The sequence below is a fragment of the Mesorhizobium sp. WSM4308 genome (assembly GCF_002294905.1).
Taxonomy (GTDB): Bacteria; Pseudomonadota; Alphaproteobacteria; order Rhizobiales; family Rhizobiaceae; genus Mesorhizobium.
In genome coordinates, this window is the sequence record NZ_NSFW01000001.1 from 120,914 (window position 1) to 144,897 (window position 23,984).

Below are 23,984 nucleotides of genomic sequence, written 5' to 3' on the forward strand. Positions count from 1 at the left end.
GCCGATTTCCTCAGCTTTCCGGCAGCGGGATGAACTCTTTCTCATCTCCAGGAACGATATCGAAGCGTCCCGTCTTCCATTCCTGCTTGGCCTGTTCGATGCGCTCCTTCGACGAGGAGACGAAATTCCACCAGATGTAGCGCTGCGAGCCAAGCGAGGCGCCGCCGAAAAGCATGAAATGCGCACCGGTTTGCGACGATATGATGATCTCGTCACCGGGCCGGAACACCAGGAGCCGCTCTGCCGGAAAGACGTCGCCCGAAATCGCGACCTCACCTTCCAGCGTGTAGATGGCGCGCTCTTCCGCGTCGGCCGGAATCTTTATGCTGGCGCCCGGCGCCAGCCTAAGGTCGGCGTAAAGTGTCTCGGAATCGGCCCTAACCGGGGAGCGCTGCCCCTGGAAATCGCCGATGACGATGCGGCCGCGGACGCCTTCGGCATCGATCTCGGGCAGCCGCAAGGCAGCGGTGTTCTCGAACACCGGGGCCACCTCCTCCTTGCCATCGGGCAAGGCGAGCCATGTCTGCAGGCCTGAGATCGACATCGGCGCGCCGCGCAATTCCTCCGGCGTGCGCTCGGAATGCACGATGCCGCGGCCGGCGGTCATCAAATTCACGTCGCCGGGCTGGATCACCATTTCGGTGCCCAGCGAATCCCGATGCCTGATCTTGCCGTCGAACAGATACGTCACCGTCGACAGGCCGATATGCGGGTGAGGACGGACATCGAGAGCCTGGCCTGCCCGCAGGATCGCCGGACCCATGCGATCGAAGAAAATGAACGGCCCGACCAGCCGCCGCCTGGCGGTCGGCAGCGCGCGACGCACCTCGAAGCCGCCAATGTCCTTGGCGTTCGGGATGACCATCAACTCGATCTGGTCGCTGGCAAAGGCGTCGCCGGCTTCAGGGTCTTTCCCGGGAAAGAAGCTCATGGACTCTCCTTGTCAGCGGTCGAGGGCCACTTGGCGGCATCAGGCAAAGCGGATCGCCGCCTTTGCCCGCAGTTTGGCCGCCACCTCTTCGCGATTGCGCGGATGCTGGTTGGTTTCAAGCGAATCGAGGAGTTCACGCGCCGATGCCGCGATGGCTTCGACCGCATGATCGAACGCATGCTGGTTCTGTTTCGACGGTCGTGTCGTTCCGCTCAGCTTGCGGACGAACTGAAGGGCTGCGTCGCGCACTTCGTCATTGGTTGCGGGCGGGTCAAAATTGAACAGGGTCTTGATGTTTCTGCACATCGCTTCCGTATCTCCTTTTGTCCTGGAGCCGTTTCAATCGGGACGAGCTTAATTCTCAACCATGATCGTGTCCAAAAACCGGAAAGGCTGCTCCGTGCCTCAGTCCGCGTCGAGCGGTTCTGTTCCGACCGGCTTGCCGTCGCGCGACAGCCTGATCTTCTCGACCTTGTCCTCGGCGGCCTTCAGCAGCCGGTCGCAATGCGCCTTCAGCGCCTCGCCGCGCTCGTAGATCTTGATCGACTGGTCGAGCGGCACGTCGCCACGCTCCAGATCATCGACGATCTTCTCCAGCGCGTCGAGCGCCTGCTCGAAGCTCATCGCCTTGATGTCTTCGTTGGTTTCACCAGCCATCATTCATCCTTTCATCAGTCGCCCGACATGGGCGGCGACCGAAAATGCCAGTCCTTGCAGATCGTAGCCGCCCTCGAGCAGGCTGACGAGCCGGTTGCCGCTGTGGCGCGCGGCGCGCTGCATCAGCTGGCCGGTCGCCCAGTCGAAATCGTCCTCGGTCAGGTTGATCTCGGCCAGCGGATCGCGGTGATGCGCGTCGAAACCGGCCGAGATGATGATCAGGTCAGGCGCGAAATTGTCGAGCGACGGCAGCACCCGCGACAGGAAGGCATCGCGAAACACCTCGCTGCCGGTCTGCGGCGCCAAGGGCGCGTTGACGATGTTGCCGGCCCCGGTCTCGGTCTTCGCGCCAGTGCCGGGATAAAGCGGCATCTGGTGCGTCGAGCAATAGAGAACCGAGGGATCGTCCCAGAAAATATCCTGCGTGCCGTTGCCGTGATGCACATCCCAGTCGACGACGGCGACACGCTCGGCGCCATGCTTCTTCTGCGCATAGCGAGCGGCGATCGCCGCCGTGTTGAAGAAGCAGAAGCCCATCGCGGTGGTCTTCTCTGCATGGTGGCCGGGCGGCCTTGCGGCGACGAAGACGTTGTCGGCGCGGCCTGCAAAGACGTCGTCGACGGCGGCGTTGGCCGCGCCGATCGCGGCGATCACCGCCTGCCAGCTCTTCGGGCTGGCGGTGGTGTCGGCATCGATGCGGGCAATACCCTCCTCGGGAATGGCGGCACGCACACGGGCGACGAAATCGGCGGGGTGCGCGTAGAGGATGGTGGCCTCGTCGCCCTCCGGCGCCTTGACACGATCGAGCGCGGCAAAAGCCTCGTCGTCGAGCACGCGCTCGATGGCGCGCAAGCGGTCCGGCCGTTCGGGATGCCCGGGCGGCGTGATGTGTTCGAGGAAGATCGGATGGGTGTAGAGACGGGTTGTCATGCTCCCTATCTAGTGCCCCGGTGCCGCGATGGCCATGCATTGCCTCTCGATCGCTGGGGAAAATCGCGCCTGCGTCCATTGGCGCCGCCGCGGGGATTGGCGCGGCCGAGGCTTCGGCGTAAGGTCGCGCCACTGCCTGGTGCTCGCCGCAAGCGGGAGAATCGGGAACACGGTTGAATTCCGTGGCGTGCCCAACGCTGTGAGGGGGACCGCGCCGGTAACTGCCACTGTCGATGACGGGAAGGCACCGGACGCGGGTTGATCCCGAGCCAGAAGACCGGCCTGGCAGGCATCGTCATCCGCATGGTCAGGCGGCTGGCATCAGAGCAAACTGCGTCCAGTTGGATGCACAAAGTGCGCTCTGACGGTGTGGAACTATTGCAATCGCAAGGGGACGAGCGATGCCGGAACACATGACCGCTCCTGTGGGCGACGGATTTGACCAGACGGCGCGCGACGCGGTCTATCGCGCCATGTTCACGCGGCGCGACGTGCGCAGCCATTTCCTGCCCGACGCGCTCGACGACGAGGTGTTGGCGCGGCTTCTGCTTGCCGCCCATCACGCGCCATCGGTCGGCTTTATGCAGCCATGGAATTTCATCGTCATCCGCGACGCCGCGCGACGGGCAGAGGTGCGCGACCTGTTCCTGGCCGCGCGCGAACAGGAACTGCCTGAAATCGAGGAGGAACGACAGGCGCTCTACCGCAAGCTGAAGCTCGAAGGTATCTGCGAAAGCGCCCTCAACATCTGCATCACCTGTGACCGTCGGCGCTCGCAAGGCTCGCCACTGGGCCGCTGGCACAATCCGGAAATGGATCTCTACAGCACGGTCTGCGCGGTGCAGAATTTCTGGCTGGCCGCGCGTGCCGAAGGCGTCGGCGTCGGCTGGGTCAGCATCATCGAGCCGCAAGCGTTGAAGAGCCTGCTGGCCATTCCCGAGCATGTGACGCCCGTCGCCTATCTCTGCGTCGGCCGTGTTTCCGAGTTCGCATCCAAACCAGACCTGGAAACGCATGGCTGGGGCCGGCGGCTGCCGCTGCCCGACCTGATCATGAGCGAGACTTTTTGCGGGCAAGGCGAGGCGCCACTGAAATCGACCGTGGCCCGCCTCAACGCCTCCGATGTCGCGCCGGCGACGACCTGCCCAGCCGATCAGTTCGTCGCGCCGGCCGTGCCCCAGCGCGAGCCACCAAAGGAGGCCAGCGCCTTGTCCTTCAGCTCCCTGAACTTCGACGACGCCTCGGCCAGCCTGATATCCCAGGCCGGATCGGGCACCTGGCCGGCGATGGTCTTGAAATAGACCTGCATCAGGCAAGCGATGGCGAAGGGCTCGATGAAGGCCGCCTTGAAGGCCCAGGCAAAGACGATGGCAAGCACGAAGGCCCAGCCGGCGAGTTGTCCGGGCATGATGAAGAGAACGGCGCTGGCCGGAGCCAGCATCAGCAGGAAGATGACGAAAGACACGCCCCACATGATGACCGCCAGCCAGACGGCGTTCTTGACCATGGTCTTGCCGTTCTGGGCGTAGAGCACGACGCCTTGCCGCGCCGTCTCGAAGGGTGAGGACGAGTTGATGCGGATGTTGTAGCCGAGGATGATCTCGTCGACATAGGTGAGCGACAGGCGGATCACCGTGTTGATGAAGGAGACCAGACCGCTCAGGCCCGGAATGGGCAGGAAAGCAGCGATGCCGCCGAGCAGGCCGGTGATGGCGCGGATGGCGCCCTTGACCAGCTGGTCGACGACGAAAAGGATGTTGGCCTCGGCGAAACGCTCGGTCACGACCTGCCTGGCATAGGCGATCTGGTTCTGGCCGTCGGGGACATCCCGGCCGTCGATCAGATGGACCATCACGGCGATATGGCCGGCCTTGACGACGTAGAGGATATATTCGCGGATCCAATAGACGGCGATCGAAACCACGCCGAAGCCGACCACGCCGCCCCACAGGGCAAAGGACATCGGCCCGTCGGGATCCGTGGAGATATGGCCGACGCCATAGCCGACCGACGCTCCCGTGCCGGTCGCCACGATATAGGCAAGCGTGATGCCGAAATAGACGATCATGCGAAAGACAATGAAAGGCCAGGTCCGCATCATGATGGACACCGACCTGCCGATATCGAAATCCCACATGCCCGAATCTCCCCTCAGAGATGGCTGGGAAGGATGCGCTCACCCCGAGGATTGTCAATCATGAGCGGTGGACAGCGGTGCGCAACGGGGATTTAGCTCTGTTTCGACGCTGGTTTTCTGAGCAGTCCTTCGAGCAATTGCTTGAACGCCGCAACCACGATCTTCGACGTCGCTTCGGGGTCGTTCGAATTGGCGATCCGCTGCGCCGCCTGGCTGCTCGCCCCGTTGATCAGCCGCGCGGCGGTCTCGGGGTCGACGCCCGGGACGACCACCCCTTCCCCCTGCAGCGCGGTCAGATGATCGGTCATTGAACCGACGCAGGCATTGGCATTCGACCATTGCGCGGGATCGCCCAGTACGGCCGGACCGTCGCGGAACATAATGCGCTGGATTTCCGGCTCCAGCGCCATTTCGATATAGGTCGTGCACTCGTCGACGAAATGCTGCCAGCGGGTCGGCGCTCTCGACGCGACCTCATTGACCCGAGCAGCCATCTCGCCGTCGATTTCGGCGATAACCGCCTCCAGCAGTCCCTTTTTGTCGCCGAAATGGTGGTAGAGGGCGCCGCGCGTCAGCCCGGCCGATGCCGTGAAATCATCCATCGACGCTTCGGCATATCCGATCGTGCCAAAGGCCTGGCGGGCCGCGGCGATCAGCTTGGCGCGCGTCTCGGCGATCATTTCCTTGCGGGGTCTGTGCATTTCCGTCTGGTCCTATTCCCATACGTTCCGTATGCCAATTGACATACGTCGCGTATGCTCTATCTAATGATCATACGCTTCGTATGTAATTGTCGAACCGCCCTTTGTCGAGGAACCCCATGCAAAACCCCTATTCGGAAATCTTCCGCGCCCCTGGAGCGAGGGGCTTTGCGGCCGCCGGCTTCATGGCGCGCCTGCCGATCGCCATGGCGCCGATCGGCATCGTGGCGATGCTGTCGCAGACGCGTGGCGAATACTGGCTGGCGGGTGCTGTCTCGGCGACATTCGCGCTGGCCAACGCATTCCTGGCGCCGCAAATATCAAGACTGGTCGACCGCCTTGGCCAGACGCGGATCGTCGTGCCCACGACAGTCATCTCCGTGGTCGCCTTCATCACGCTGGTCGCGGCCGCCAATCAGGACTGGCCGGTCTGGACGCTGTTCGTGTCGGCGCTGCTGGCGGCGGCCATGCCCAGCATGCCGGCCATGGTGCGCGCGCGCTGGACCGAGCTTTTCCGGGGTCGGCCCGAGATGAACACCGCCTTCGCCTTCGAATCGGCGGCGGATGAACTGGTCTATATCGCCGGCGCATCGCTGTCGGTCGGCCTCAGCGCCGCCCTGTTTCCGGAAGCGGGCATGCTGGCGAGCACTCTGTTCCTCGCCTTGGGCTCGACCGCGTTCATCCTGCAGCGATCGACCGAGCCACAGGTGCGCCCGGTGGACCATGGCTCGAGCGGCTCGGCGATCCGCCTGCGGCCGGTACAGGTCATCACCTTTGCCCTGATCTTCGTCGGCGCGACCTTCGCGACGACGGAAGTGAGCACGGTGGCCATCACCAAGGAGCTCGGCCAGCCCGGCGCCGCCAGCCTCGTCATCGGCGTCTACGCGCTGGGGTCGTTCGTGCTCGGCATCATTGTCGGCGCGCTCAACCTGAAGGCACCACTGCAACGCCAGCTCGCCATCGCGGTCGCCCTGGTCGCGCTCGGCACCTTGCTGCCGCTCACCGCCAACAGCGTGCCGCTTCTGGCGCTGACCGTCTTCATCAGCGGCGTGGCGATCTCGCCGACCTTCATCACGGCCTTTGGCCTGATTGAGCGGCATGTCCCCGAAGCGATGCTGACCGAAGGCATCACCTGGGTGACCACCGGGATCGGCATCGGCATGGCGCTTGGCTCCTTCGCCGCCGGCGCCGTGGTGGATGCGTTCGGCGCCCAGAACGGGTTCTGGGTCTCGGTGGCATCGGGCACGATTGCGCTCGCCACCGTGCTGCTCGGCCAGCGCATCCTGGCCACGCATAAATGCGAGTTGGACGGATGCGAAGCAGCCGCCGTTCCGGCCGAGTGACAGCCAGCATATGTCGAGATTCAGGTCAGGCCGGCCTGACCTGAATCTCGAACATATCTTAGAGGATCTCGGTCTTGGCGATGTGGATGCCAAACCCTTCGAGGCCGACATAATGACGCTCGCGCGAGGCGATCAGGTTGATCGAGGAAATGCCGAGATCCTTCAGGATCTGTGCGCCGAGGCCGATTTCGCGCCATTCATTCTCACGGCGGCGGGCCTCTTCGTGATCCTCGCGGTCACCGCTCAGCGGGCGCTTGCGCTCCTGGTGCGCGACGCCGACGGAGCCCTCTCTGAGATAGACGATGACGCCGCGTTTGCGCTCGCCCATCGCCTTCATGATGCCGTCCAGGCGATGGCTGGTGCCGAAGACGTCGGTCACCACATCCTCGGAATGCAGACGCACCGGCACTTCCTCGCCATCGCGTATATCGCCGAACACGACTGCGACGTGATGCATCGTGTCCCAGGGCAGCGTGTAGGTGAAGACCTGCGCCTTGCCGCCAAGCGTGTCGATATCGGAGCAAGCGACGCGCTCGACCAGCGTTTCCTTGCGTTGGCGGTAAGCGATGAGGTCGGCGACCGACACCTGCTTCAGGCCATGCTCTTCGGCGAAAGCCTGCACCTGCGGACCGCGCTTGACGGTGCCGTCGTCGTTGACCAGTTCGGAAATGACGCCGATCGGCGGCAGGCCGGCGAGCTTGCAGAGATCGACCGCCGCTTCGGTATGGCCCGAACGCATCAGCACGCCGCCTTCGCGGGCGATCAGCGGGAAGATGTGGCCGGGGCGGACGAAATCGGAGGCGCCGACATTGCCGTTGGCGAGGTTGCGCACGGTCAGCGTTCGGTCGTCAGCCGAAATGCCCGTCGTCGTGCCATGCTTGAAATCGACGCTGACGGTGAAGGCGGTGGTGTGGGCGGAATCATTGTCGGCGACCATCGGCTGCAGGTTGAGCCGCTTGGCTTCCTCGCGCGGCATCGGCGTGCAGACGATGCCCGAGGTGTTGCGCACGATGAAGGCCATCTTTTCCGGCGTGCAGTGAACGGCGGCGACGATCAGGTCGCCCTCGTTCTCGCGCCCGTCATCGTCCATGACGACGACGATCTCGCCGCGTTCGAAAGCGCGAATGGCTTCGACAATCTTCTTCTGATCGTAAGGCATGGGGTGCTCGCTTCGCTCGCAGGGATTAGTGAATAGGCAGTAGGGAAATGAAAAGGCTGTGTCGGGCGGCCAAATGCCTATTCCCTACTGCCTATTCCCTTCCCCGTCTGTCCCCTGTGCCGCAGATAGTGATCGGCAATGGCGCAGGCAACCATTGCCTCGCCGATCGGCACGGCGCGGATGCCGACGCAGGGGTCGTGCCGGCCCTTGGTCATCACCTCGACGTCGTTGCCGTCCTTGTCGATCGACTTTCGCGGCGTCAGGATCGATGAGGTCGGCTTGACGGCGAAACGGGCCACGATCGCCTGGCCGGTCGAGATGCCGCCAAGGATGCCGCCGGCATTGTTGGACAGGAACACCGGCTTGCCGTCATTGCCGATGCGCATCTCGTCGGCATTCTGCTCGCCGGTGATCTGGGCGGCCTCGAAGCCGTTGCCAATCTCGACGCCCTTGACGGCGTTGATCGACATCAGGCCCGACGCAATGTCCTGGTCGAGCTTGGCATAGATCGGCGCGCCAAGCCCTGGCGGCACGCCGTCGGCGACGATCTCGATCACGGCGCCGACCGAGGATCCGGCCTTGCGGATACCGTCGAGATACTGCGTGAAGACGGGAACCGAAGCGGGATCGGGTGTGAAGAACGGATTCTGCGCGTCGCCGATGAAATTCCAGTTCCAGTTGGCGCGGTCGATCGATTTTTCACCCATCGAAACCAGGGCGCCGCGCACCACCATGCCGGGCACCACCTTGCGGGCGAGCGCGCCGGCGGCGACCCTGGCCGCGGTCTCGCGGGCCGAGGAGCGGCCGCCGCCGCGATGGTCGCGTATGCCGTATTTGACGTCATAGGTGTAGTCGGCATGGCCCGGCCGGTATTGGCGGGCGATCTCGCCATAGTCCTTGGAACGCTGGTCGACATTCTCGATCAACATGGAGACCGGCGTGCCGGTGGTGATCATCGTCTGGCCGTCCTCGTCGAGGACGAAACCAGACAGCACCTTCACCTCGTCGGGTTCGCGGCGCTGGGTGACGAAGCGCGACTGGCCCGGCCGGCGCTTGTCGAGTTCGGCCTGGATTTCATCACGCGTGAAGCGGATGCCGGGCGGGCAGCCGTCGACCACGCAGCCAAGTGCTGCGCCATGGCTTTCGCCCCAGGTGGTGACGCGGAAAAGGTGGCCGAACGTGTTATGAGACATTGATAAAGTGCCCTGCCGGCAGCGGAGCCGGTTGAAGCCTGCCTTCTATTGGCGTTTCTTGCGGTGGTCAAACTGTCATCCCTGCCGTTTAAGTTTTGACACATTCGGCTGGTTTCTGCTTTCTTCCATCCGCCGTTGAGGACCCGCCGCCGCAGTGCCGGCGCAATGACCAAAGAGGACGATCATGCGTACCCTGATTGGCGCTGTTGCCGCCGCCCTGCTCTATTCCACCGCCGCCTTCGCCGGACAGACCGAAGGCCTGATCAAGAAGATCGACAAGGACGCGCTGACCCTGACGCTGGATGACGGCAAATCCTACAAGCTGAACGCCGAAACCGATCTCGACTCGCTGAAGCCGGGCATGGACATCGTCATCGCTTACGACGTGACCAATGGCGAGAATGTCGTGACCGATATGCAGTTGCCGGACAGCGACACGAACTAGGTCAGGCGGCTTAAACCCACTCCAGGCTCCGGCCTTCAAGTTTGAGCACGCGATCGTGCGGTATTTCCAGGTTCGCGGCCTCGTCCTCCGCCATATCGAGCACGAAACGGAACAGGGTGCGCATGACGCCGCCATGCGTCACGCAGACCGTCTTGCGGTCAATCTCGTCGAACCGGGGCTTCACCCGTTCGAGCAGTATCTGGTAGCTCTCGGCACCTTCGCCGGGCGGCCGGAAGTTCCATTTATCCAAAGCGCGAGTCCTCTTCGCACGAGGATAGCGTGTCTCGAGTTCGGCAAACGTGAACCCCTGCCAATCGCCGAAATTGACTTCAACGAGATCGGGATCGGTTCGATAGACGAGCGGATCGAGCTTCATCGCGACGCGGATGCGCTCCATCGTTTCGCGCGTCCGCTTCATCGGGCTGGCGATGAAATCGAAATCCTCCGGCTTGTTGACGAGGCCGGCCAGCCGATTCCCGTTTCCGGTTGCCTGTTGGCGGCCGAGCTCATTGAGATCGGTGTCGGCCTGGCCCTGAAGCCGGGCCTCGGCGTTCCACGCGGTCTCGCCGTGGCGCACGATATAAACCAGCGGGTACATCAAGTCTTCCGAAGGTCGGGCCAGGGCCTGGACTGAGGATAGGGGACGGAATTAATCCTTGACCGTCGAAATATCAGGCGCGTCGACCGCCTTCATGCCGACCACGTGATAGCCGGAATCGACATGGTGCACCTCACCGGTGACGCCACGCGACAGGTCGGACAGGAAATAGACGCCGGAATCGCCGACCTCCTCCTGCGTGACCGTCTGCTTCAGCGGCGAATTGTATTCGTTCCACTTCAGTATGTACCGGAAATCGCCGATGCCCGAGGCGGCCAGTGTCTTGATCGGGCCGGCCGAGATCGCGTTGACGCGGATCTTCTTGCCGCCGAGATCGACGGCGAGGTAACGCACGCTGGCTTCGAGCGCGGCCTTGGCGACACCCATGACGTTGTAGTGCGGCATCACCTTCTCGGCGCCGTAGTAGGTTAGCGTGAGCAGTGAACCGCCCTCGGTCATCAGCGCCTCGGCGCGCTTGGCGATGGTGGTGAAGGAAAACACCGAAATGTCCATGGTGCGCAGGAAGTTGTCGCGCGTGGTCTCGACATAGCGGCCGGTCAGCTCATCCTTGTCGGAGAAGGCGATGGCATGGACGAGGAAGTCGATTTTGCCCCAATGCCTGGCGACATTGGCGAAAACCTCATCGAGGCTAGCCGGATCGGTGACGTCGCAATGGCCGGCGACAAAGGCGCCCAGTTCCGCCGCCAACGGCTCGACGCGCTTCTTGAACGCCTCGCCCTGATAGGTCAGCGCGATCTCTGCGCCATGGTCGACGCATGCCTTGGCGATGCCGTAGGCAATCGACCTGTTGTTCGCGACGCCAAGAATAAGGCCGCGCTTGCCGGCCATCAGGCCCTGTCCACCCGCCATGTGAGCGCTCTCCGCAAGGTTTGTTCTTTGTGGAGTGCCTATCGCACAGGCACACAGCCCCTTCAAGCGCTCAAACCGGACAGTTCGGGGGACAAGAACGATGGATCAGCCTTTTTGACCACGCAGCAACGCTTCGAGCGCGCCGTCGCCGCCTTCCGGCAGCATGATGCGGACATGCGCGTAGAGGTCGCCATGGCCGCCGGCCTTTTCCGGCAGGCCCCTGCCCTTGAGCCGCAGGACCTTGTCCGAGCTCGACCAGGCGGGAACGTTGACCGCCAGCCTGCCTGTCGGCGTCTCGACCGGCACCTTGGCGCCCAGCACCGCATCCGCCAGCGACACCGGCAGATCGGCATGCAGGTCGCGGCCCTCGATGCGGTAGCGCGGATGCCGGCGGATATGGATCTTGACCAGCGCGTCGCCGGGCTGGCCCGGCCCCTGCTCGCCCTGTCCCTTCAGCCGGATGGTCTGGCCATCCTCGACAAAGGCCGGCAGTTTGACCGCCACCTTGCGGCCATCCGGGAACATCGCCGTCACCTTTTCGGCGGTCGCCGCTTCCTCGATGGTGACGTCGAGCGTGACGTTCAAATCAGCCGCCGTCGCGGGCTGGCGGCGGTCGCCCATGCCGGCACCGCGCGCGCCGGAAAAGGCGTCGCCGAAGATCTGGCTGAAAATATCGCTGTTGCCGTCGAACGGATCCCCGCCCGGGCGCCCCGAACGGAATTCGAATCGCGAACCGCCGGCGCCTTGCTGGCGGCGAAACCCGGCAAAGGGATCGCCGCCACCGGCGGCGCCCTCAAAGCCCTGGAAGCGCGGCTTGCCGTCGGCGTCGATCTCGCCGCGATCGAAAGCAGCACGATTCTTCTCGTCGCCGACGATCTCATAGGCCTGATTGGCCGCGGCAAAACGGTCCTTCGCCTTGGGATCATTCGGATTCTGGTCCGGATGATGTTTCTTGGCGAGTTTCCGGTACGCCGATTTTATGTCCTTGGCCGATGCGTTCTTTGCAACGCCCAGGACCTCATACGGGTCGCGCATGCTTCCTGCCCTGGAAATGAGTTGAGTCCATACTTGCCTCCTATATGCGCTCGGATAGGAAGAAATTCCAGTAGCTGATGGCCATATTGAAAGCGGAAATCAGAGCGCCTTGAAGCCCTGCATGCGCCAGCCGCCGGCACTGGCCAGGCAGAGTTCGCCTTCGAACATGGCAACGCCGTCAAAGCTTTCGCGCGAGGCCTTGAAGCGGCGGCAGGTCTGGCCCCTGTCCTTCAATTCCGCCAGTTCGGTGATGGAGCCGCGCGAGCCGGTGCCGGCATTGGCCCACGGCACGGCCTGGCCGCCGAGCTGTTCGATGTCGGCGGAGGACACCGCATTGCCGATCGTCGTCTGGTCGGAGTCGCGATCCGAATCGGCAGGCGCCGGTGAAGCCTGCGTGCTGCTGGTCAGGATCGAGCGGTCGACTTCGGCCTTTTCCAGGCTGAAGCCACCCGCGCCGCAGGCGGCAAGCGGCAAGGCCGCCGCCACGATCGCCGCTTTCGCGCTGGCCGAAGCGATAACGCCCCATTGCCTGCTGTCAAAAGCTTGCGCGATACGCGACAATCGGCAACCTCCCTGATTTCGTGACAATTTGAGAAAAACTATGAGCGACACAGAGTTAACAACCAGTGACTTTACCGAAGCGGCCGAGCCATTTCGCCTCTTTGCCGCATGGCTGGACGACGCCACCAAGAACGAAATCAACGATGCCAACGGCGTGGCGCTGGCGACCGTCGATTCCGAAGGCATGCCGGATGTGCGGATGGTGCTGCTAAAGGGGTTCGATGAAGGCGGCTTTGTTTTCTACACGAATTTCGAGAGCGCGAAGGGCCAGGAGATTCTAGGCAGCATGAAGGCGGCGATGTGTTTCCATTGGAAATCGCTGCGCCGGCAGGTGCGCATTCGCGGCCCGGTGGAGATCGTCAGCGATGCCGAGGCCGACGCCTATTACGCGACGCGCCCACGCGGCAGCCGCATCGGCGCCTGGGCGTCGAAGCAGTCACGGCCGCTGGAAAGCCGCTTCGCGCTGGAGAAAGCTGTCGCCGAATACACGGCGCGCTACGCCATCGGCGAGATTCCACGCCCGAAGCACTGGTCGGGTTTCCGCATCGTGCCGAAGACGATCGAGTTCTGGCACGACCGTCCGTTCCGGCTGCATGACCGGGTGGTCTTTACCCGCAATGCCAAAGGCGATTGGGACAAGACGCGGCTTTATCCCTGAGAGGGCAAGGCCTCAGCTCTTCTTCCTGGTCATGAACGCGGTGAGCGCGGCGCGGGCCTCGTCCGACTTCAGCCGCTCGCGAAAATGCTGGCTTTCCTCGCCGATGCGGGCGACGAGATCGTCGCGCGAGCCACGCATGAGGTCGCGCGCGATCTTCAGCGCCTGCGGTGGCTTGGCGGCGATCTGGCCGGCGGCCGCCAGCACCGAGGCCTCCAGCGCGCCCTCCTCGACCACGTCGTAGATCAGGCCGGAGGCCTTCGCGCGCTCGGCGGAAAAACCTTCGCCAAGGCCGAGCAGCGCGAAGGCGCCTTGTTGACCCAGGATGCGCGGCGCCAGCAGACTGGAGCCGGCCTCGGGCACCAGGCCAAGATCGACGAAAGGCGTCCTGAACACGGTGCGCGGCGTGGCGAAGGTCAGGTCGCAATGCAGGTTGATCGTCGTACCGATGCCGACCGCGATGCCGTCGACCCCGGAGACGATGGGTTTTTCGACCCTGGCCAGCGCCATCAGGAAATCCCAGACTTCCGTGCCGCCGTCACCGCCGGTGGCGACAACCATGAAATCGGCAAGATCGTTGCCGGAGGAGAAGGCACCGGGCACGCCGAGGAAGACATGGACGCGGATCGCCGGATCGGCATCGCCTTCGGCAAGCGTCGCCGACATCTTTGCGTACATGGCACGCGTCAGCGCGTTCTTCTTGTCCGGACGGTTCATGCGGATGATCTGGATGGCGCCCTGGCGCTCGACGAGGATATGGTCTGTCACGGTCTTCTTCCCTGATGGAGCGCTATGAGAATTCAAGCTGATATCAGCGCCTTGCCGGCGGCAGCGAGGCTCTCCGCGCCGTCGATGACGCGTTCCTTCAAGGCGTGTGCCTCGCCGAGCAGGTTTTCGGCGAAGAAGCGGCACAGGGCGATGCGGTCCTGATCGGCAAGCGCGCCGCGCGCCAGATAGGCGCCGCCAGCGGCAAGCGAGATCAACCTGAGATACGGCGTCGCTCCCGCCAGCGCCTCGTCTGACCGGCCGTCGGCCGACAGTTTCTGCAGGAAGCGCGTCGCTTGCGTCAGGTCGCCAAGGGCTGCGTCGAGCGCATCGGCTGTTCGGCCGAAACCCTGCAGGTTGGAAGTACGCACGGCATTGGCGACGGCGGCCAGTTCGCCGATGAAGCCATGCACGTGTTCGCCGCCGCCGAGCGGCAGCTTGCGGGTGACCAGATCGATCGCCTGGATGCCGTTGGTACCCTCGTAGATCGGCGCGATGCGGGCGTCGCGGTAGAAGGCTGCAGCACCGGTTTCCTCGATGAAGCCGATGCCGCCATGCACCTGCACGCCGAGCGAAGCAACTTCGACGCCGACATCGGTCGAAAACGCCTTGGCAAGCGGTGTCAAAAGATTGGCGCGGTCGCGCCAGTGTGACGCCTGATCGCCATCGGAGACCCGCGCCATGTCGATGGCGTGGGCGCAGGAATAGCTGATCGCCCGCGCCGTCTGCGTCAGCGCCTTCATGGTCAGGAGATTGCGTTGCACGTCGGGGTGATGGACGATCGGCGCCATGCCGGCGCCGGCATAATCCGCCGCCTTGCCCTGGCGGCGCTCATTGGCGTAGGCGATCGCCTTCTGGGTGGCGGCTTCCGCGACCGCGACACCCTGCATGCCGACGGCCAGGCGGGCATTGTTCATCATGGTGAACATGCAGGCGAGACCCTTGTTCTCCTCGCCGATCAGCCAGCCGACGGCGCCGGGTCTGGCGCCCTGGAAACCGTCGCCATAAATCATGGTGCAGGTCGGCGAAGCATGGATGCCGAGCTTGTGCTCGAGGCCGGAACAGAAGACGTCGTTGCGGGCGCCGAGCGAGCCATCGTCGTTGACGAAAAATTTCGGCACCAGGAACAGCGAGATGCCGCGCGTGCCGGCGGGCGCGTCCGGCAACCGTGCCAGCACCAGATGGATGATGTTGTCGGTGAAATCGTGCTCGCCATAGGTGATGAAGATCTTCTGGCCGAAGATGCGGTAGGTGCCGTCGCCGGCGGGCTCGGCGCGGGAGCGCAAGGCGGCGAGATCGGAGCCGGCCTGCGGCTCGGTCAGGTTCATCGTGCCCATCCATTCGCCCGACACGAGCTTGGCGAGATACGTCGCCTTGAGCGCTTCGGAAGCGTGCTTGTCGAGCGCTTCGACCGCGCCCATGGTCAGCGTCGGGCCGATGCCGAAGGCCATGGCGGCGGAGTTCCACATTTCGAGCGCCGCGACGCCCAGCATGGTGGGCAGCGCCTGGCCGCCATGGTCTTCAGGCCCCGACAGCGCGTTCCAGCCGCCATCGATCCAGCGGCGATAAAGCTCCTTCCAGCCGGGCGGCATGGTGACGGCGGCATCCTTGAGCACCGCACCCTGCTCGTCTCCGATCTTGTAGAGCGGTGCCACCTCCTCTGTGGCGAAACGGCCGGCCTCGCCAAGGACGGCGTCGACCAGGTCCTCGCCGAGATCGCCGAACCTACCGGCGTCGAGGGCGGATTTCATGCCGGCAACATGCTTCAGCGTGAACGCGATATCCTCGACCGGTGCCCGATACATGCCGCTCGATCCTCCTGATGCACCAGCCTCGCCAACCCTAGAGCCGGCGCGGCCGCAAAACCATCCGCCTTTGGGCGGTCTCCCCATTTCTTTTTACGTAAACGTCAAACTTTGTCACGCGGATTTTGCAATCGCGCCGGCCCGTATTAAATTCAATAGGCGCCGCATCAAGCCGACCGGCGACAGACCAGAAGCAGCCGACCGGAACAAGCCCATGCTCGCCAGACCCGACGCCTATCGCTGCATCGAATGTGGCTTGCCCTATCGCGCAACGGGGTTCTGGCATCATGGCGGCCAGTTGGAGCATGGCGCCGCCTACTGGTCGGATCGCGGCATATTGTGCTCGCCGCAATGTTCTCTTGCCCACCACCGCAAGCGCGCCGCCGAAGGCACGCTGCGGCAAGAGCCCGCGCCCGACCCGTTTGAATTTCAACCGTTCAACCGGCGCTAGCTCCCCACGGCCCTGCTTCGAGAAGCATTCCTTAACCATAGCGGTTCACCATCGGTGTTTGATCAACGGGGATCCCCTGTTTGAAAACGCCGGCGCACCTTCTTCGCCGCTCAGCGATCGCTCTTGCGGCGATGATGGCGCTGATATCGGCGGCAAAGGCCTCGGATTTCTCCGAGCCGTGGAAGAACGCCGACCGCGCGCTGGTCGTCGACGCCTACGAGTACAATTCGATCGACTGGGCGCAGCTCGCCACCGACAAGCGCATCGTCGCCTTCATCAACAAGGCCTCCGACGGCATGCCGCCGCCCTATTTCTGTTTCGGCAGCGACGCCGACGTGAAGCTGTGCAAGGCGCTGTGGAAGCGCCATGCGGTGACGCGCGAACTGTTTCAGACGCGACGGGTCGTCGCCAAGGCACTCGGCATGAAATGGGGCGCCTATCACCTCGCCCGACCTGGCAACCCGGTCGAGCAGGCCAATAATTTCCTCGATTTCGCCGATCCCGCGCCGGACGATCTCATGGCGCTCGACATCGAGGGCATCGATCCCTCGCAATGGATGTCGCTCGACGATGCCGAGGAGTTCGTGCGCCAGGTGCATCGGCGCATCGGCCGCTTCCCGGTGCTCTACACCAACGGCAAGACCGCGCAGTACATCGCCGACAACCGCTACAAATACCGGCTCTTGTCGCGGTTGCCGCTTTGGTACGCACGCTACAAGCCTGATATCGACGTGCATTTCCCGATGGGCAACTGGCAAGGCTACGCGCTCTGGCAATTTTCCGCGCAAGCCAATTGCGGTCGCTTCCGCTGCCCCTACAGGGTGGCCGGCACGCCCGATAATATCGACGTCAACGTCGTGCCGGCGGATGCCGCCACGCTGCGCCAGCAATGGCCCTTTGGCGGGCTCATCGACGTGCCATCCGACTACCTTGCCAGCGTGCCGGTGCCGCTCTCGCGCCAAGCAGCGCTCGCCGGCAAGACCACCCTCATCTATGCGGATGTGGCAACGCCGCCGACCTTCGAGGAAATGGTCGCGGTGCTCGGTTCGCGCTGGTCCAAATTCCGCGACGGGTTCCGCATGCCGGTGGTGAAGACGGTGCCGCAAAGGCAGGGCTTCGGCATCGTTCAATATGTCGCCTGGAAGCGGACCGGGCAACGCCCAGCCGAGCAGTTGGACGCCGCCCTTGCCGCGGCCGACCCGGTCAGCACCGGTTCGACCGAAATCGATCGCGGCCGGCCGTAGGCCGCCGCTCCGAAATCTCAGCTCGCCCGCTCGCGCGCCACGGCCTGCCAGCCGATGTCGCGGCGGCAGAATCCGTCCGGCCAGTCGATCCGGCCGAGCGCGGCATAGGCCCGCGCCTGCGCCTCGCCGACCGTGGCGCCGGTCGCGGTGACATTGAGGACGCGGCCGCCATTGGCGACCAGCGCGCCGCCATTGATGGCGGTGCCGGCGTGGAAGATCTGGACTCCTTCGCCCGCCGCCTGCTCGACGCCGCGGATGACCGACCCCTTTTCCGGCGTGCCGGGATAACCCCGCGCCGCCATCACCACGGTGAGTGCCGTCTCATCGCGCCAGCGTATGGACGTGTGCGCCAGCTGACCGTCGACGGCGGCATTGAGCAGCACCAGCAGGTCGTCCTTCAGCCGCATCATCAGCACCTGACACTCGGGATCGCCGAAGCGGGTGTTGTATTCGATCAGCTTCGGTCCCTTGTCGGTGATCATCAGCCCGGCAAAGAGAATGCCGGCGAAGGGCGCGCCAAGCTCGGCCATGCCGCGCATGGTCGGCTCGATGATCTCGCGCATGGTGCGTTCGACCATCTCAGGCGTCATCACCGGCGCCGGCGAATAGGCGCCCATGCCGCCGGTGTTGGGGCCGACATCGCCGTCGCCGACACGCTTGTGGTCCTGTGCCGTGCCGAAAGGAAGTGCCGTGGTTCCGTCGCAGAGGCAGAAGAAGCTCGCCTCCTCGCCGGTCATGAATTCCTCTATCACCACCTCCGCTCCGGCAACGCCGAAGGAGCCCTCGAAACAGGCATCGAGCGCCGCCCGTGCCTCGTCCAGCGTCATGGCGACGGTGACACCCTTGCCGGCGGCGAGCCCATCGGCCTTGATGACGATCGGCGCACCGGTCTTTTCGACATAGGCCTTGGCCGAGGCCAGATCGTTGAAACGGCCATAGGCGGCGGTGGGGATATCGTATCGGGCGCAGAGGTCCTTGGTGAAACCCTTAGAGCCTTCCAACCGCGCGGCGGCCTTCGAAGGCCCGAAGACGCGGATGTTTTCGGCGCGCAAATCGTCAGCGATACCGGCGACAAGCGGCCCTTCCGGTCCGACGACGACGAGGTCGATTTTCTTCTCCCGGCAGAAGGCGGTCACGGCGGCGTGGTCGGTGATGTCAAGTTTCACCAGTTCAGCCTCAGCACCGATGCCCGGATTGCCGGGGGCCGCGTAGAGCTTGGTCAGCAGCGGCGAGGCGGCAATCTTCCAGGCAAGCGCGTGTTCGCGGCCGCCGGAGCCCAGAAGAAGAACGTTCATGGCCACCTCTCGATGCAAACCCTGGAGAGCACCCGCTATTGCTCTCCGGGCGACGGGTCAAGGCATCAGGGTGTTTTGATCCGAATTGCGCACGGGAACGTTATCCCAGCCGAATATGGGCGGCGAATTCCGGCGCCCCTATTCTGGCCCGCTTCAGCCGGGAAAGAGCACCGGGAACCAGTCCTCGCGCAATTTCTGGCCGGGCTGCATGCCATGGCCGTAATAGGGCGGCGAGGTACGGCCCGGCCGCTCGACATAGTGGGCATCGTCGCCGACCCAGCGCAGCGACAGCGCCCGGCGCCGCGCCGCAGTCAAATTGCCTCGCGCGCCATGCGCGGTGCGGAAGTCGAACAGAATGGCGTCGCCTGGCTCCATCTCCCATTCGAGCACCTTCATCGACGGGTCGTTGTCGGGATCGGGCACCGGCAGGTAGTCGCCCTCGCCGGCATAGAAATTGCTGTCGTCGAGCCAGCGCACCGGCAGGATCATCTTGTCCCATTTGTGCGAGCCGGCGATCAGGCGCAGCGTCGCCTCCTTCACCGGGTCGATGGGGATCCAGAAGCTCACCGTCTGCCGGCCATCGACGAAATAATAGGGGATGTCCTGGTGCCAGGGTGTCGGCTTCTGCGTGCCGGGTTCCTTGACCAGAACGTGATCGTGGAAGAACTGCGCGGTGCGCGACTGCATCACCGCCGCCGCCAGTTCGGCGGCCGGCGATTTCCGCACCACCTCGACGAATTCGGGAATGCGCTCCCAGTTGCAGTAATCGTCGAAGAAACTGCCTCGGCCATTGGCGATGTCGGACGCGGTGGCGCTGCGGTTCTGCATGTTGCGCTCGATGCCGGCGGCAATCGTGTCGACCCAGCCTTTGAAAGCGCCGCGGATGCAGACCGCGCCGTCACGCTGGTAGTCGGCAATCGTCTCCGCATCGATCAGGCCGGTGTCGATGGAGCGGGCAGCAGTCTGGGAAGCCATGGTGTCCTCCTTTCAGGATCGGGACGACTATTGCAACCCGGATTCATTCAGTAAAATAATAACTTCTCATCTGACACATAGAACAGGACTATGGGCCTCAGCCTCACCCAATTGCGTTATCTGGTCGCTGTCGCCCGCCTCGGCAGCGTCACCGGCGCGGCCAGAGCACTGAACATTTCCCAGCCCTCGATTTCGGTGGCGATCGACGCGGTCGAGAAGGATTTTGGCCAGAAGCTGTTCGTGCGCCAGCGCGGCAGGGGCGTTTCGCTGACTTCCTTCGGCCGCGTCGTCGTGGCCAAGGCAAAACAGGTTCTTGCCGAGACCGACGAACTGATGAGCCTGGGTTCGGGCAATTCCGCCATCGGCGGCGAGTTGGTGCTTGGATGTTTCGAGGATCTGGCGCCCTATTTCGCGTCAGGTCTGATCCGCGCCTTTTCCGAACGCCATCCAGACGTCACGGTGATCGTTCGCGACGAAACGTTCGAAACGCTCGGGCGGCGTCTGGCGGATGCCGCCATCGATCTCGGCCTCAGCTACGATCTTGGCCTGCCCGCGCATTTCGCCCGCATCCTGCTGCACGAGCTGCGGCCGCACGCATTGCTGCCGGCAGGTCATGCGCTGGTGGGCTATTCCGAGGTCAGCCTGGCGGATCTGGCGGCCTATCCACTGATCACGACGGACCAGCCGCACAGCTGGCAGCATATTCTCGACCTGTTCCGTGGCCGTGGCCTCTCGCCGGTGGCCGACAGGGCGACAAGCTCGTTCGAACTCCAGCGCAGCATGGTGGCGAACGGTTTTGGCGTCGCCGTCAGCTACACCCGCCCGCATGGCGACCGCAGCTATGATGGACTGCCCCTGATCTGCAAGCCGCTGTCGGATCCGCTGCCGATGCAACGCATCATCCTCACCTATGACACGCATCAACGCGTGTCGCATGCGGCACTGGCATTCGTCGAGACGGCGAAAGACTGGTTTTCCACGCGCGACATCTTCACCTCCTGACAGGCTGACGGTCGCTGCTTATCCGCTTGCCGCTTGACGGTTTCCGCGGCTGCTGCCACTCCATGGACATGGAACCTATCCAGTCGAAAGCGGCCCAGGGCCGTGTTGCCGATGCGCCGAACGGCCATTGGGTCTATCGTGTGCTGCCGCGCGCGGTTTGGCCCTATGCGCAGCTCGCGCGATGGGACAGGCCGATCGGCTGGCAATTGCTTTTGTGGCCATGCTGGTGGTCGGCGGCGCTCGCGGCAAGCGCCTATCCGCGCCCCGGCGACCCGCTGCTCTCACTGCTGCCGGCGCCGTTGTATCTCGTGCTGTTCCTGGTCGGCGCCATCGCCATGCGCGGCGCCGGCTGCACCTATAACGACATCGTCGACGAGAACATCGACAACCAGGTCGAACGCACCCGCTCGCGTCCGCTGCCATCGGGCCAGACCACGCGCCGTCGGGCCTGGCTGTTTCTTGTCCTGCAGGCCCTGGTCGGCCTTGTCGTGCTCCTGCAGTTCAACAGCTTCGCTATTCTGCTCGGCATCTGCTCGCTGGTGATCGTCGCCATCTATCCATTCATGAAGCGGATAACCAACTGGCCGCAATTGTTTCTCGGCCTTGCCTTTTCCTGGGGCGCGCTGATGGGATGGGCGGTCGAGTTCGGCGATCTCGATGGCCCCGCCATCATGCTCTATATCGGCTCGATCCTGTGGGTGATCGGCTACGACACGATCTATGCGCACCAGGACAAGGAAGACGACGCCATTGTCGGCGTGCGCTCGACGGCGCGGCTGTTCGGCGACAACACCAAATCGTGGCTGGCCGGACTTTACGGCGGCACACTGGTCTGCTTCGCCATCGCCTTCGCCTCGGCGCAGGCGCCCGTGGTGGCGCTCGCCGGACTGATCGCCGCCGGCGCCCATATGGCGCGGCAGATCGCGGTTCTGGACATCAACGATCCGGACCAATGCCTGCGGCTGTTCCGGTCGAACAACCAGGTCGGCTGGCTGATCTTCCTCGGCCTGATCGGCGGCGCATTGTGGGTGGCGCTGAAGCCGCTGGTTTAGTCGCGTGAAATGATCTCCTGGCCGCCGATGACCAGCCTGAGACCGAGGTTGCCGGCTCTGCGGCGGGCAAGGAAGCGAGGGCGGCGCGTGTTGGAAACGCGACCCTTGCGGCGATCCTGCGGCGGCAGCGTCTTGATGGCGGCGCCGAGCGATTCCTCCAGGGTGCGGGCGACGCCGTCCGATTCGATCAACAGCATCGGCAGGCGGTAGGCATCGGCCCAGGCGCGCCAGTCGGCGGCGACATCGTCGAGATCGTCGGCGACCAGCAGGGGCACCGACAGCATCGGATCATTGTGCAGGAGTTCCAGGGTCACCGTGACGTTGCCTTCCGGATCCTCCATTGCGCGGGCGGCGACGCCGCGGAACGCATTGGCCGGCAGGGCGATGATCGCCGGCACGCCGCTCATCTCGAGCATGCGGCGGATCACGGCGCCACGGTGGTCGATGGTGAACGTCACGTCGCCATAATCGTCGCGGGTGGCGTAGCTGACCATCTGGGGCAGTCGGAATGGGTCGAGGCGCATGTTGCGTCCCGCCCAGACTGGCTTCAGTCCGGTGTTCATAGAGTGCCTTCCTGTCTGTCTCCTGAGAGCCGGTGTCCGGTTCTCTCCGGGCCAGTTTTCCCGGCCTCGTTATGGGGAAACAGTAGCGCGGGCTCCTTACCGCCGCGCTTAAGAAAGTCGGTTAAATTTTGCTGATCTCAGGGATGGTTATCGGAATGCCACCGGCCACTAGATGTTGAAAGGATCAGATAACCTTACCGGGATTCATGATGCCGGCCGGATCGAAGGCGGCTTTCACCCGGCGCATCAGATCGATGGCCATCGGCGGTGCCGTGGCGATCAGTTCGTCGCGCTTCAACTGGCCGATGCCGTGCTCGGCCGAGATCGAACCGTGGAAGGCGCGCACGACATCGTGCACGGCCTTGTTCATGGGATGGTAGAGGGCGAGAAACGCCTCATCGTCGCCATCGACGGGCCGCGAGATGTTATAGTGGAGGTTGCCGTCGCCCATATGGCCGAAGCAGACCACGCGGGCGCCGGCACTGACCGACGCCACCGCGCCGGCGGCCTCTGCGATGAAGCGCGGGATCGATGCGATCGGCACCGAAATATCGTGCTTGATCGAGGCGCCCTCCGGCTTCTGGCATTCGGGCAGCGTCTCGCGGAAATTCCAGAAAGCGTCGCCCTGGGCAAGGCTGGCCGCGACCACCGCATCGCCAACGATGCCTTGCTCGAGGCCATCCGCCAGCACCTCCTCGATCAGCGCCCGGCCATCGGCTTCCGAGCGGCCGGAGGAAACCTGCATCAAGACATACCAGGGCCAGTCGTCGGCCAGCGGCCGCACGACACCTTGACCATGCCTGAGCGTGAAATCGTAGGGTCTCTTGCCGATCAATTCGAAGGCGGTGAGCGAAGCGCCGGCGCGGTCCATCGCCAGGCTGAACAGCGACAGCGCCGCTTCGGCAGACGACAGGCCGACGAATGCGACCTCACGCCCCTTCGGCTTCGGGAACAGTTTCAGCACGGCGGCGGTGATGACGCCGAGCGTGCCTTCGGCACCCACGAACAAATCCTTCAAATCGTAGCCGGTGTTGTCCTTCTTCAGCTTGCGCAGATCGTCGAAGACCTCGCCCGTCGGCAGTACCACTTCGACACCGAGACAGAGTTCGCGGGCATTGCCGTAGGCCAGCACGCCGGTGCCACCGGCATTGGAAGAAAGATTGCCGCCGATCTGGCAGGAGCCTTGCGCGGCGAGCGACAGCGGAAACAGCCGGTCGGCGGCATCGGCCGCCTCCTGCAGCGTCTGCAGGATGACGCCGGCCTCCGCCGTCACCGTGTTGGACAGGACGTCGATCTCGCGGATGCGGTTCAGCCGCGACAAGGACAGGATGATCTCGCGACCGGATTTGTCCGGCACCTGGGCGCCGACCAGCCCGGTGTTGCCGCTTTGCGGCACGATCGGCGTTGCCGTCTCGGTCGCCAGCCGCATGATGCGGCTGACCTCGTCGACGCCACCCGGCCGCAGCACCAGCGACGTCGCGCCATGCCAGAGCCCGCGCCGCTCGACGAGATAAGGCGCAATGTCCTGCTCGTCGCGCAGCGCGTATTTGTCACCCACGATCGCCGCAAAGCGGTCGATGAGGGCGGGATCGAGTGTCTTTGCGATTTCGGTCATGC

25 protein-coding genes, 1 pseudogene and 1 riboswitch are annotated in these 23,984 nt (G+C 64.0%); of the genes and pseudogenes, 8 read left to right on the forward strand and 18 right to left on the reverse strand.

Translation table 11 applies throughout. The features are described from left to right. Window positions 1–10: 10 nt before the first annotated feature. The 4 genes from CK227_RS00550 to CK227_RS00565 all read right to left on the reverse strand — a co-directional run bounded on the left by CK227_RS00550 (window position 11) and on the right by CK227_RS00565 (window position 2,518). Window positions 11–931 (reverse strand): pirin family protein, encoded by a 921-nt coding sequence (locus tag CK227_RS00550; protein ID WP_095771042.1) that lies wholly within the window; start codon window positions 929–931, stop codon window positions 11–13. A 39-nt stretch (window positions 932–970) separates the two neighbouring features. Continuing rightward, the gene (locus CK227_RS00555) at window positions 971–1,237 is read right to left on the reverse strand and encodes a DUF2277 domain-containing protein (RefSeq protein ID WP_010914875.1); all 267 of its coding nucleotides are present in this window, start codon (window positions 1,235–1,237) and stop codon (window positions 971–973) included. Window positions 1,238–1,336: 99 nt separating this feature from the next. Further along, window positions 1,337–1,588 (reverse strand): exodeoxyribonuclease VII small subunit, encoded by a 252-nt coding sequence (locus CK227_RS00560; RefSeq protein ID WP_095771430.1) that lies wholly within the window; start codon window positions 1,586–1,588, stop codon window positions 1,337–1,339. 3 nt (window positions 1,589–1,591) lie between these two features. After that, window positions 1,592–2,518: a histone deacetylase family protein gene (locus CK227_RS00565; protein ID WP_019856973.1), complete on the reverse strand. Its 927-nt coding sequence runs from the start codon at window positions 2,516–2,518 to the stop codon at window positions 1,592–1,594. Between the two features lie 120 nt (window positions 2,519–2,638). Then, window positions 2,639–2,819: riboswitch (cobalamin riboswitch) on the forward strand. A gap of 172 nt (window positions 2,820–2,991) precedes the next feature. Between CK227_RS00565 and bluB the strand changes: the two are divergent. Further along, window positions 2,992–3,498: pseudogene (gene bluB / locus CK227_RS37125) on the forward strand (5,6-dimethylbenzimidazole synthase); the annotation flags it as partial. A 173-nt stretch (window positions 3,499–3,671) separates the two neighbouring features. On the opposite strand, the gene CK227_RS00575 reads toward bluB, so the two are convergent. Next, window positions 3,672–4,655, reverse strand: a complete 984-nt coding sequence (locus CK227_RS00575; protein ID WP_245318034.1) for a hypothetical protein — start codon at window positions 4,653–4,655, stop codon at window positions 3,672–3,674. 92 nt (window positions 4,656–4,747) lie between these two features. Further along, window positions 4,748–5,356, reverse strand: coding sequence for a TetR/AcrR family transcriptional regulator (locus tag CK227_RS00580; protein WP_095771044.1), 609 nt, complete (start codon window positions 5,354–5,356; stop codon window positions 4,748–4,750). Between the two features lie 119 nt (window positions 5,357–5,475). On the opposite strand from CK227_RS00580, the gene CK227_RS00585 reads away from it, so the two are divergent. Continuing rightward, complete coding sequence (locus tag CK227_RS00585; protein ID WP_095771045.1) at window positions 5,476–6,699, forward strand: MFS transporter; 1,224 nt, start codon at window positions 5,476–5,478, stop codon at window positions 6,697–6,699. A 58-nt stretch (window positions 6,700–6,757) separates the two neighbouring features. Here the strand turns inward: CK227_RS00585 and ribB are convergent, their stop codons facing one another. Together ribB and aroC are read right to left on the reverse strand one after the other, a co-directional pair. Further along, window positions 6,758–7,858, reverse strand: a complete 1,101-nt coding sequence (gene ribB, locus CK227_RS00590; RefSeq protein ID WP_010914867.1) for a 3,4-dihydroxy-2-butanone-4-phosphate synthase — start codon at window positions 7,856–7,858, stop codon at window positions 6,758–6,760. 77 nt (window positions 7,859–7,935) lie between these two features. Continuing rightward, window positions 7,936–9,051 carry a chorismate synthase gene (aroC, locus tag CK227_RS00595; RefSeq protein WP_095771046.1) on the reverse strand — a complete coding sequence of 372 codons (1,116 nt, stop codon included), beginning with the start codon at window positions 9,049–9,051 and terminating at the stop codon, window positions 7,936–7,938. 184 nt (window positions 9,052–9,235) lie between these two features. Here aroC and CK227_RS00600 point away from each other — a divergent pair, with 184 nt between their 5' ends. After that, a complete protein-coding gene (locus CK227_RS00600) occupies window positions 9,236–9,496 on the forward strand; it encodes a DUF1344 domain-containing protein (protein ID WP_095771047.1) in 261 nt (86 codons plus the stop codon). Window positions 9,497–9,506: 10 nt separating this feature from the next. Here CK227_RS00600 and CK227_RS00605 read toward each other — a convergent pair whose 3' ends face one another. The 4 genes from CK227_RS00605 to CK227_RS00620 all read right to left on the reverse strand — a co-directional run bounded on the left by CK227_RS00605 (window position 9,507) and on the right by CK227_RS00620 (window position 12,560). Then, the gene (locus tag CK227_RS00605) at window positions 9,507–10,094 is read right to left on the reverse strand and encodes a histidine phosphatase family protein (protein ID WP_095771048.1); all 588 of its coding nucleotides are present in this window, start codon (window positions 10,092–10,094) and stop codon (window positions 9,507–9,509) included. Window positions 10,095–10,145: 51 nt separating this feature from the next. Beyond that, the gene (fabI, locus tag CK227_RS00610; protein ID WP_095771049.1) at window positions 10,146–10,964 is read right to left on the reverse strand and encodes an enoyl-ACP reductase FabI; all 819 of its coding nucleotides are present in this window, start codon (window positions 10,962–10,964) and stop codon (window positions 10,146–10,148) included. Between the two features lie 105 nt (window positions 10,965–11,069). Continuing rightward, window positions 11,070–11,999: a DnaJ C-terminal domain-containing protein gene (locus tag CK227_RS00615; protein ID WP_095771050.1), complete on the reverse strand. Its 930-nt coding sequence runs from the start codon at window positions 11,997–11,999 to the stop codon at window positions 11,070–11,072. Window positions 12,000–12,098: 99 nt separating this feature from the next. Then, window positions 12,099–12,560, reverse strand: coding sequence for an RT0821/Lpp0805 family surface protein (locus tag CK227_RS00620; protein WP_095771051.1), 462 nt, complete (start codon window positions 12,558–12,560; stop codon window positions 12,099–12,101). Window positions 12,561–12,600: 40 nt separating this feature from the next. Here CK227_RS00620 and pdxH point away from each other — a divergent pair, with 40 nt between their 5' ends. Then, window positions 12,601–13,218: a pyridoxamine 5'-phosphate oxidase gene (gene pdxH / locus CK227_RS00625; RefSeq protein ID WP_095771052.1), complete on the forward strand. Its 618-nt coding sequence runs from the start codon at window positions 12,601–12,603 to the stop codon at window positions 13,216–13,218. A gap of 12 nt (window positions 13,219–13,230) precedes the next feature. Here pdxH and CK227_RS00630 read toward each other — a convergent pair whose 3' ends face one another. Together CK227_RS00630 and CK227_RS00635 are read right to left on the reverse strand one after the other, a co-directional pair. Next, the gene (locus CK227_RS00630; RefSeq protein ID WP_095771053.1) at window positions 13,231–13,983 is read right to left on the reverse strand and encodes a crotonase/enoyl-CoA hydratase family protein; all 753 of its coding nucleotides are present in this window, start codon (window positions 13,981–13,983) and stop codon (window positions 13,231–13,233) included. 32 nt (window positions 13,984–14,015) lie between these two features. After that, complete coding sequence (locus CK227_RS00635) at window positions 14,016–15,785, reverse strand: acyl-CoA dehydrogenase (RefSeq protein WP_095771054.1); 1,770 nt, start codon at window positions 15,783–15,785, stop codon at window positions 14,016–14,018. Between the two features lie 214 nt (window positions 15,786–15,999). Here CK227_RS00635 and CK227_RS00640 point away from each other — a divergent pair, with 214 nt between their 5' ends. Together CK227_RS00640 and CK227_RS00645 are read left to right on the forward strand one after the other, a co-directional pair. After that, the gene (locus tag CK227_RS00640) at window positions 16,000–16,236 is read left to right on the forward strand and encodes a hypothetical protein (RefSeq protein ID WP_095771431.1); all 237 of its coding nucleotides are present in this window, start codon (window positions 16,000–16,002) and stop codon (window positions 16,234–16,236) included. 131 nt (window positions 16,237–16,367) lie between these two features. Beyond that, the gene (locus CK227_RS00645; RefSeq protein WP_095771055.1) at window positions 16,368–17,480 is read left to right on the forward strand and encodes a glycoside hydrolase family 25 protein; all 1,113 of its coding nucleotides are present in this window, start codon (window positions 16,368–16,370) and stop codon (window positions 17,478–17,480) included. A 17-nt stretch (window positions 17,481–17,497) separates the two neighbouring features. On the opposite strand, the gene purD is transcribed toward CK227_RS00645, so the two are convergent. Both purD and CK227_RS00655 read right to left on the reverse strand, forming a co-directional pair. Then, window positions 17,498–18,775: a phosphoribosylamine--glycine ligase gene (purD, locus tag CK227_RS00650; protein ID WP_095771056.1), complete on the reverse strand. Its 1,278-nt coding sequence runs from the start codon at window positions 18,773–18,775 to the stop codon at window positions 17,498–17,500. Between the two features lie 153 nt (window positions 18,776–18,928). Then, on the reverse strand, window positions 18,929–19,750 hold the full coding sequence (locus CK227_RS00655; protein WP_095771057.1) for a phytanoyl-CoA dioxygenase family protein: 822 nt from the start codon (window positions 19,748–19,750) through the stop codon (window positions 18,929–18,931). 90 nt (window positions 19,751–19,840) lie between these two features. Here CK227_RS00655 and CK227_RS00660 point away from each other — a divergent pair, with 90 nt between their 5' ends. Both CK227_RS00660 and ubiA read left to right on the forward strand, forming a co-directional pair. Further along, a complete protein-coding gene (locus tag CK227_RS00660) occupies window positions 19,841–20,752 on the forward strand; it encodes a LysR family transcriptional regulator (protein WP_095771058.1) in 912 nt (303 codons plus the stop codon). Window positions 20,753–20,820: 68 nt separating this feature from the next. After that, complete coding sequence (gene ubiA / locus CK227_RS00665; RefSeq protein ID WP_179295794.1) at window positions 20,821–21,804, forward strand: 4-hydroxybenzoate octaprenyltransferase; 984 nt, start codon at window positions 20,821–20,823, stop codon at window positions 21,802–21,804. Here the strand turns inward: ubiA and CK227_RS00670 are convergent. Next, a complete protein-coding gene (locus CK227_RS00670) occupies window positions 21,801–22,367 on the reverse strand; it encodes a DUF6101 family protein (protein WP_095771060.1) in 567 nt (188 codons plus the stop codon). The genes ubiA and CK227_RS00670 overlap by 4 nt on opposite strands. A 184-nt stretch (window positions 22,368–22,551) precedes the next feature. After that, the gene (locus CK227_RS00675) at window positions 22,552–23,982 is read right to left on the reverse strand and encodes an FAD-binding oxidoreductase (protein ID WP_095771061.1); all 1,431 of its coding nucleotides are present in this window, start codon (window positions 23,980–23,982) and stop codon (window positions 22,552–22,554) included. Window positions 23,983–23,984: the final 2 nt, after the last annotated feature.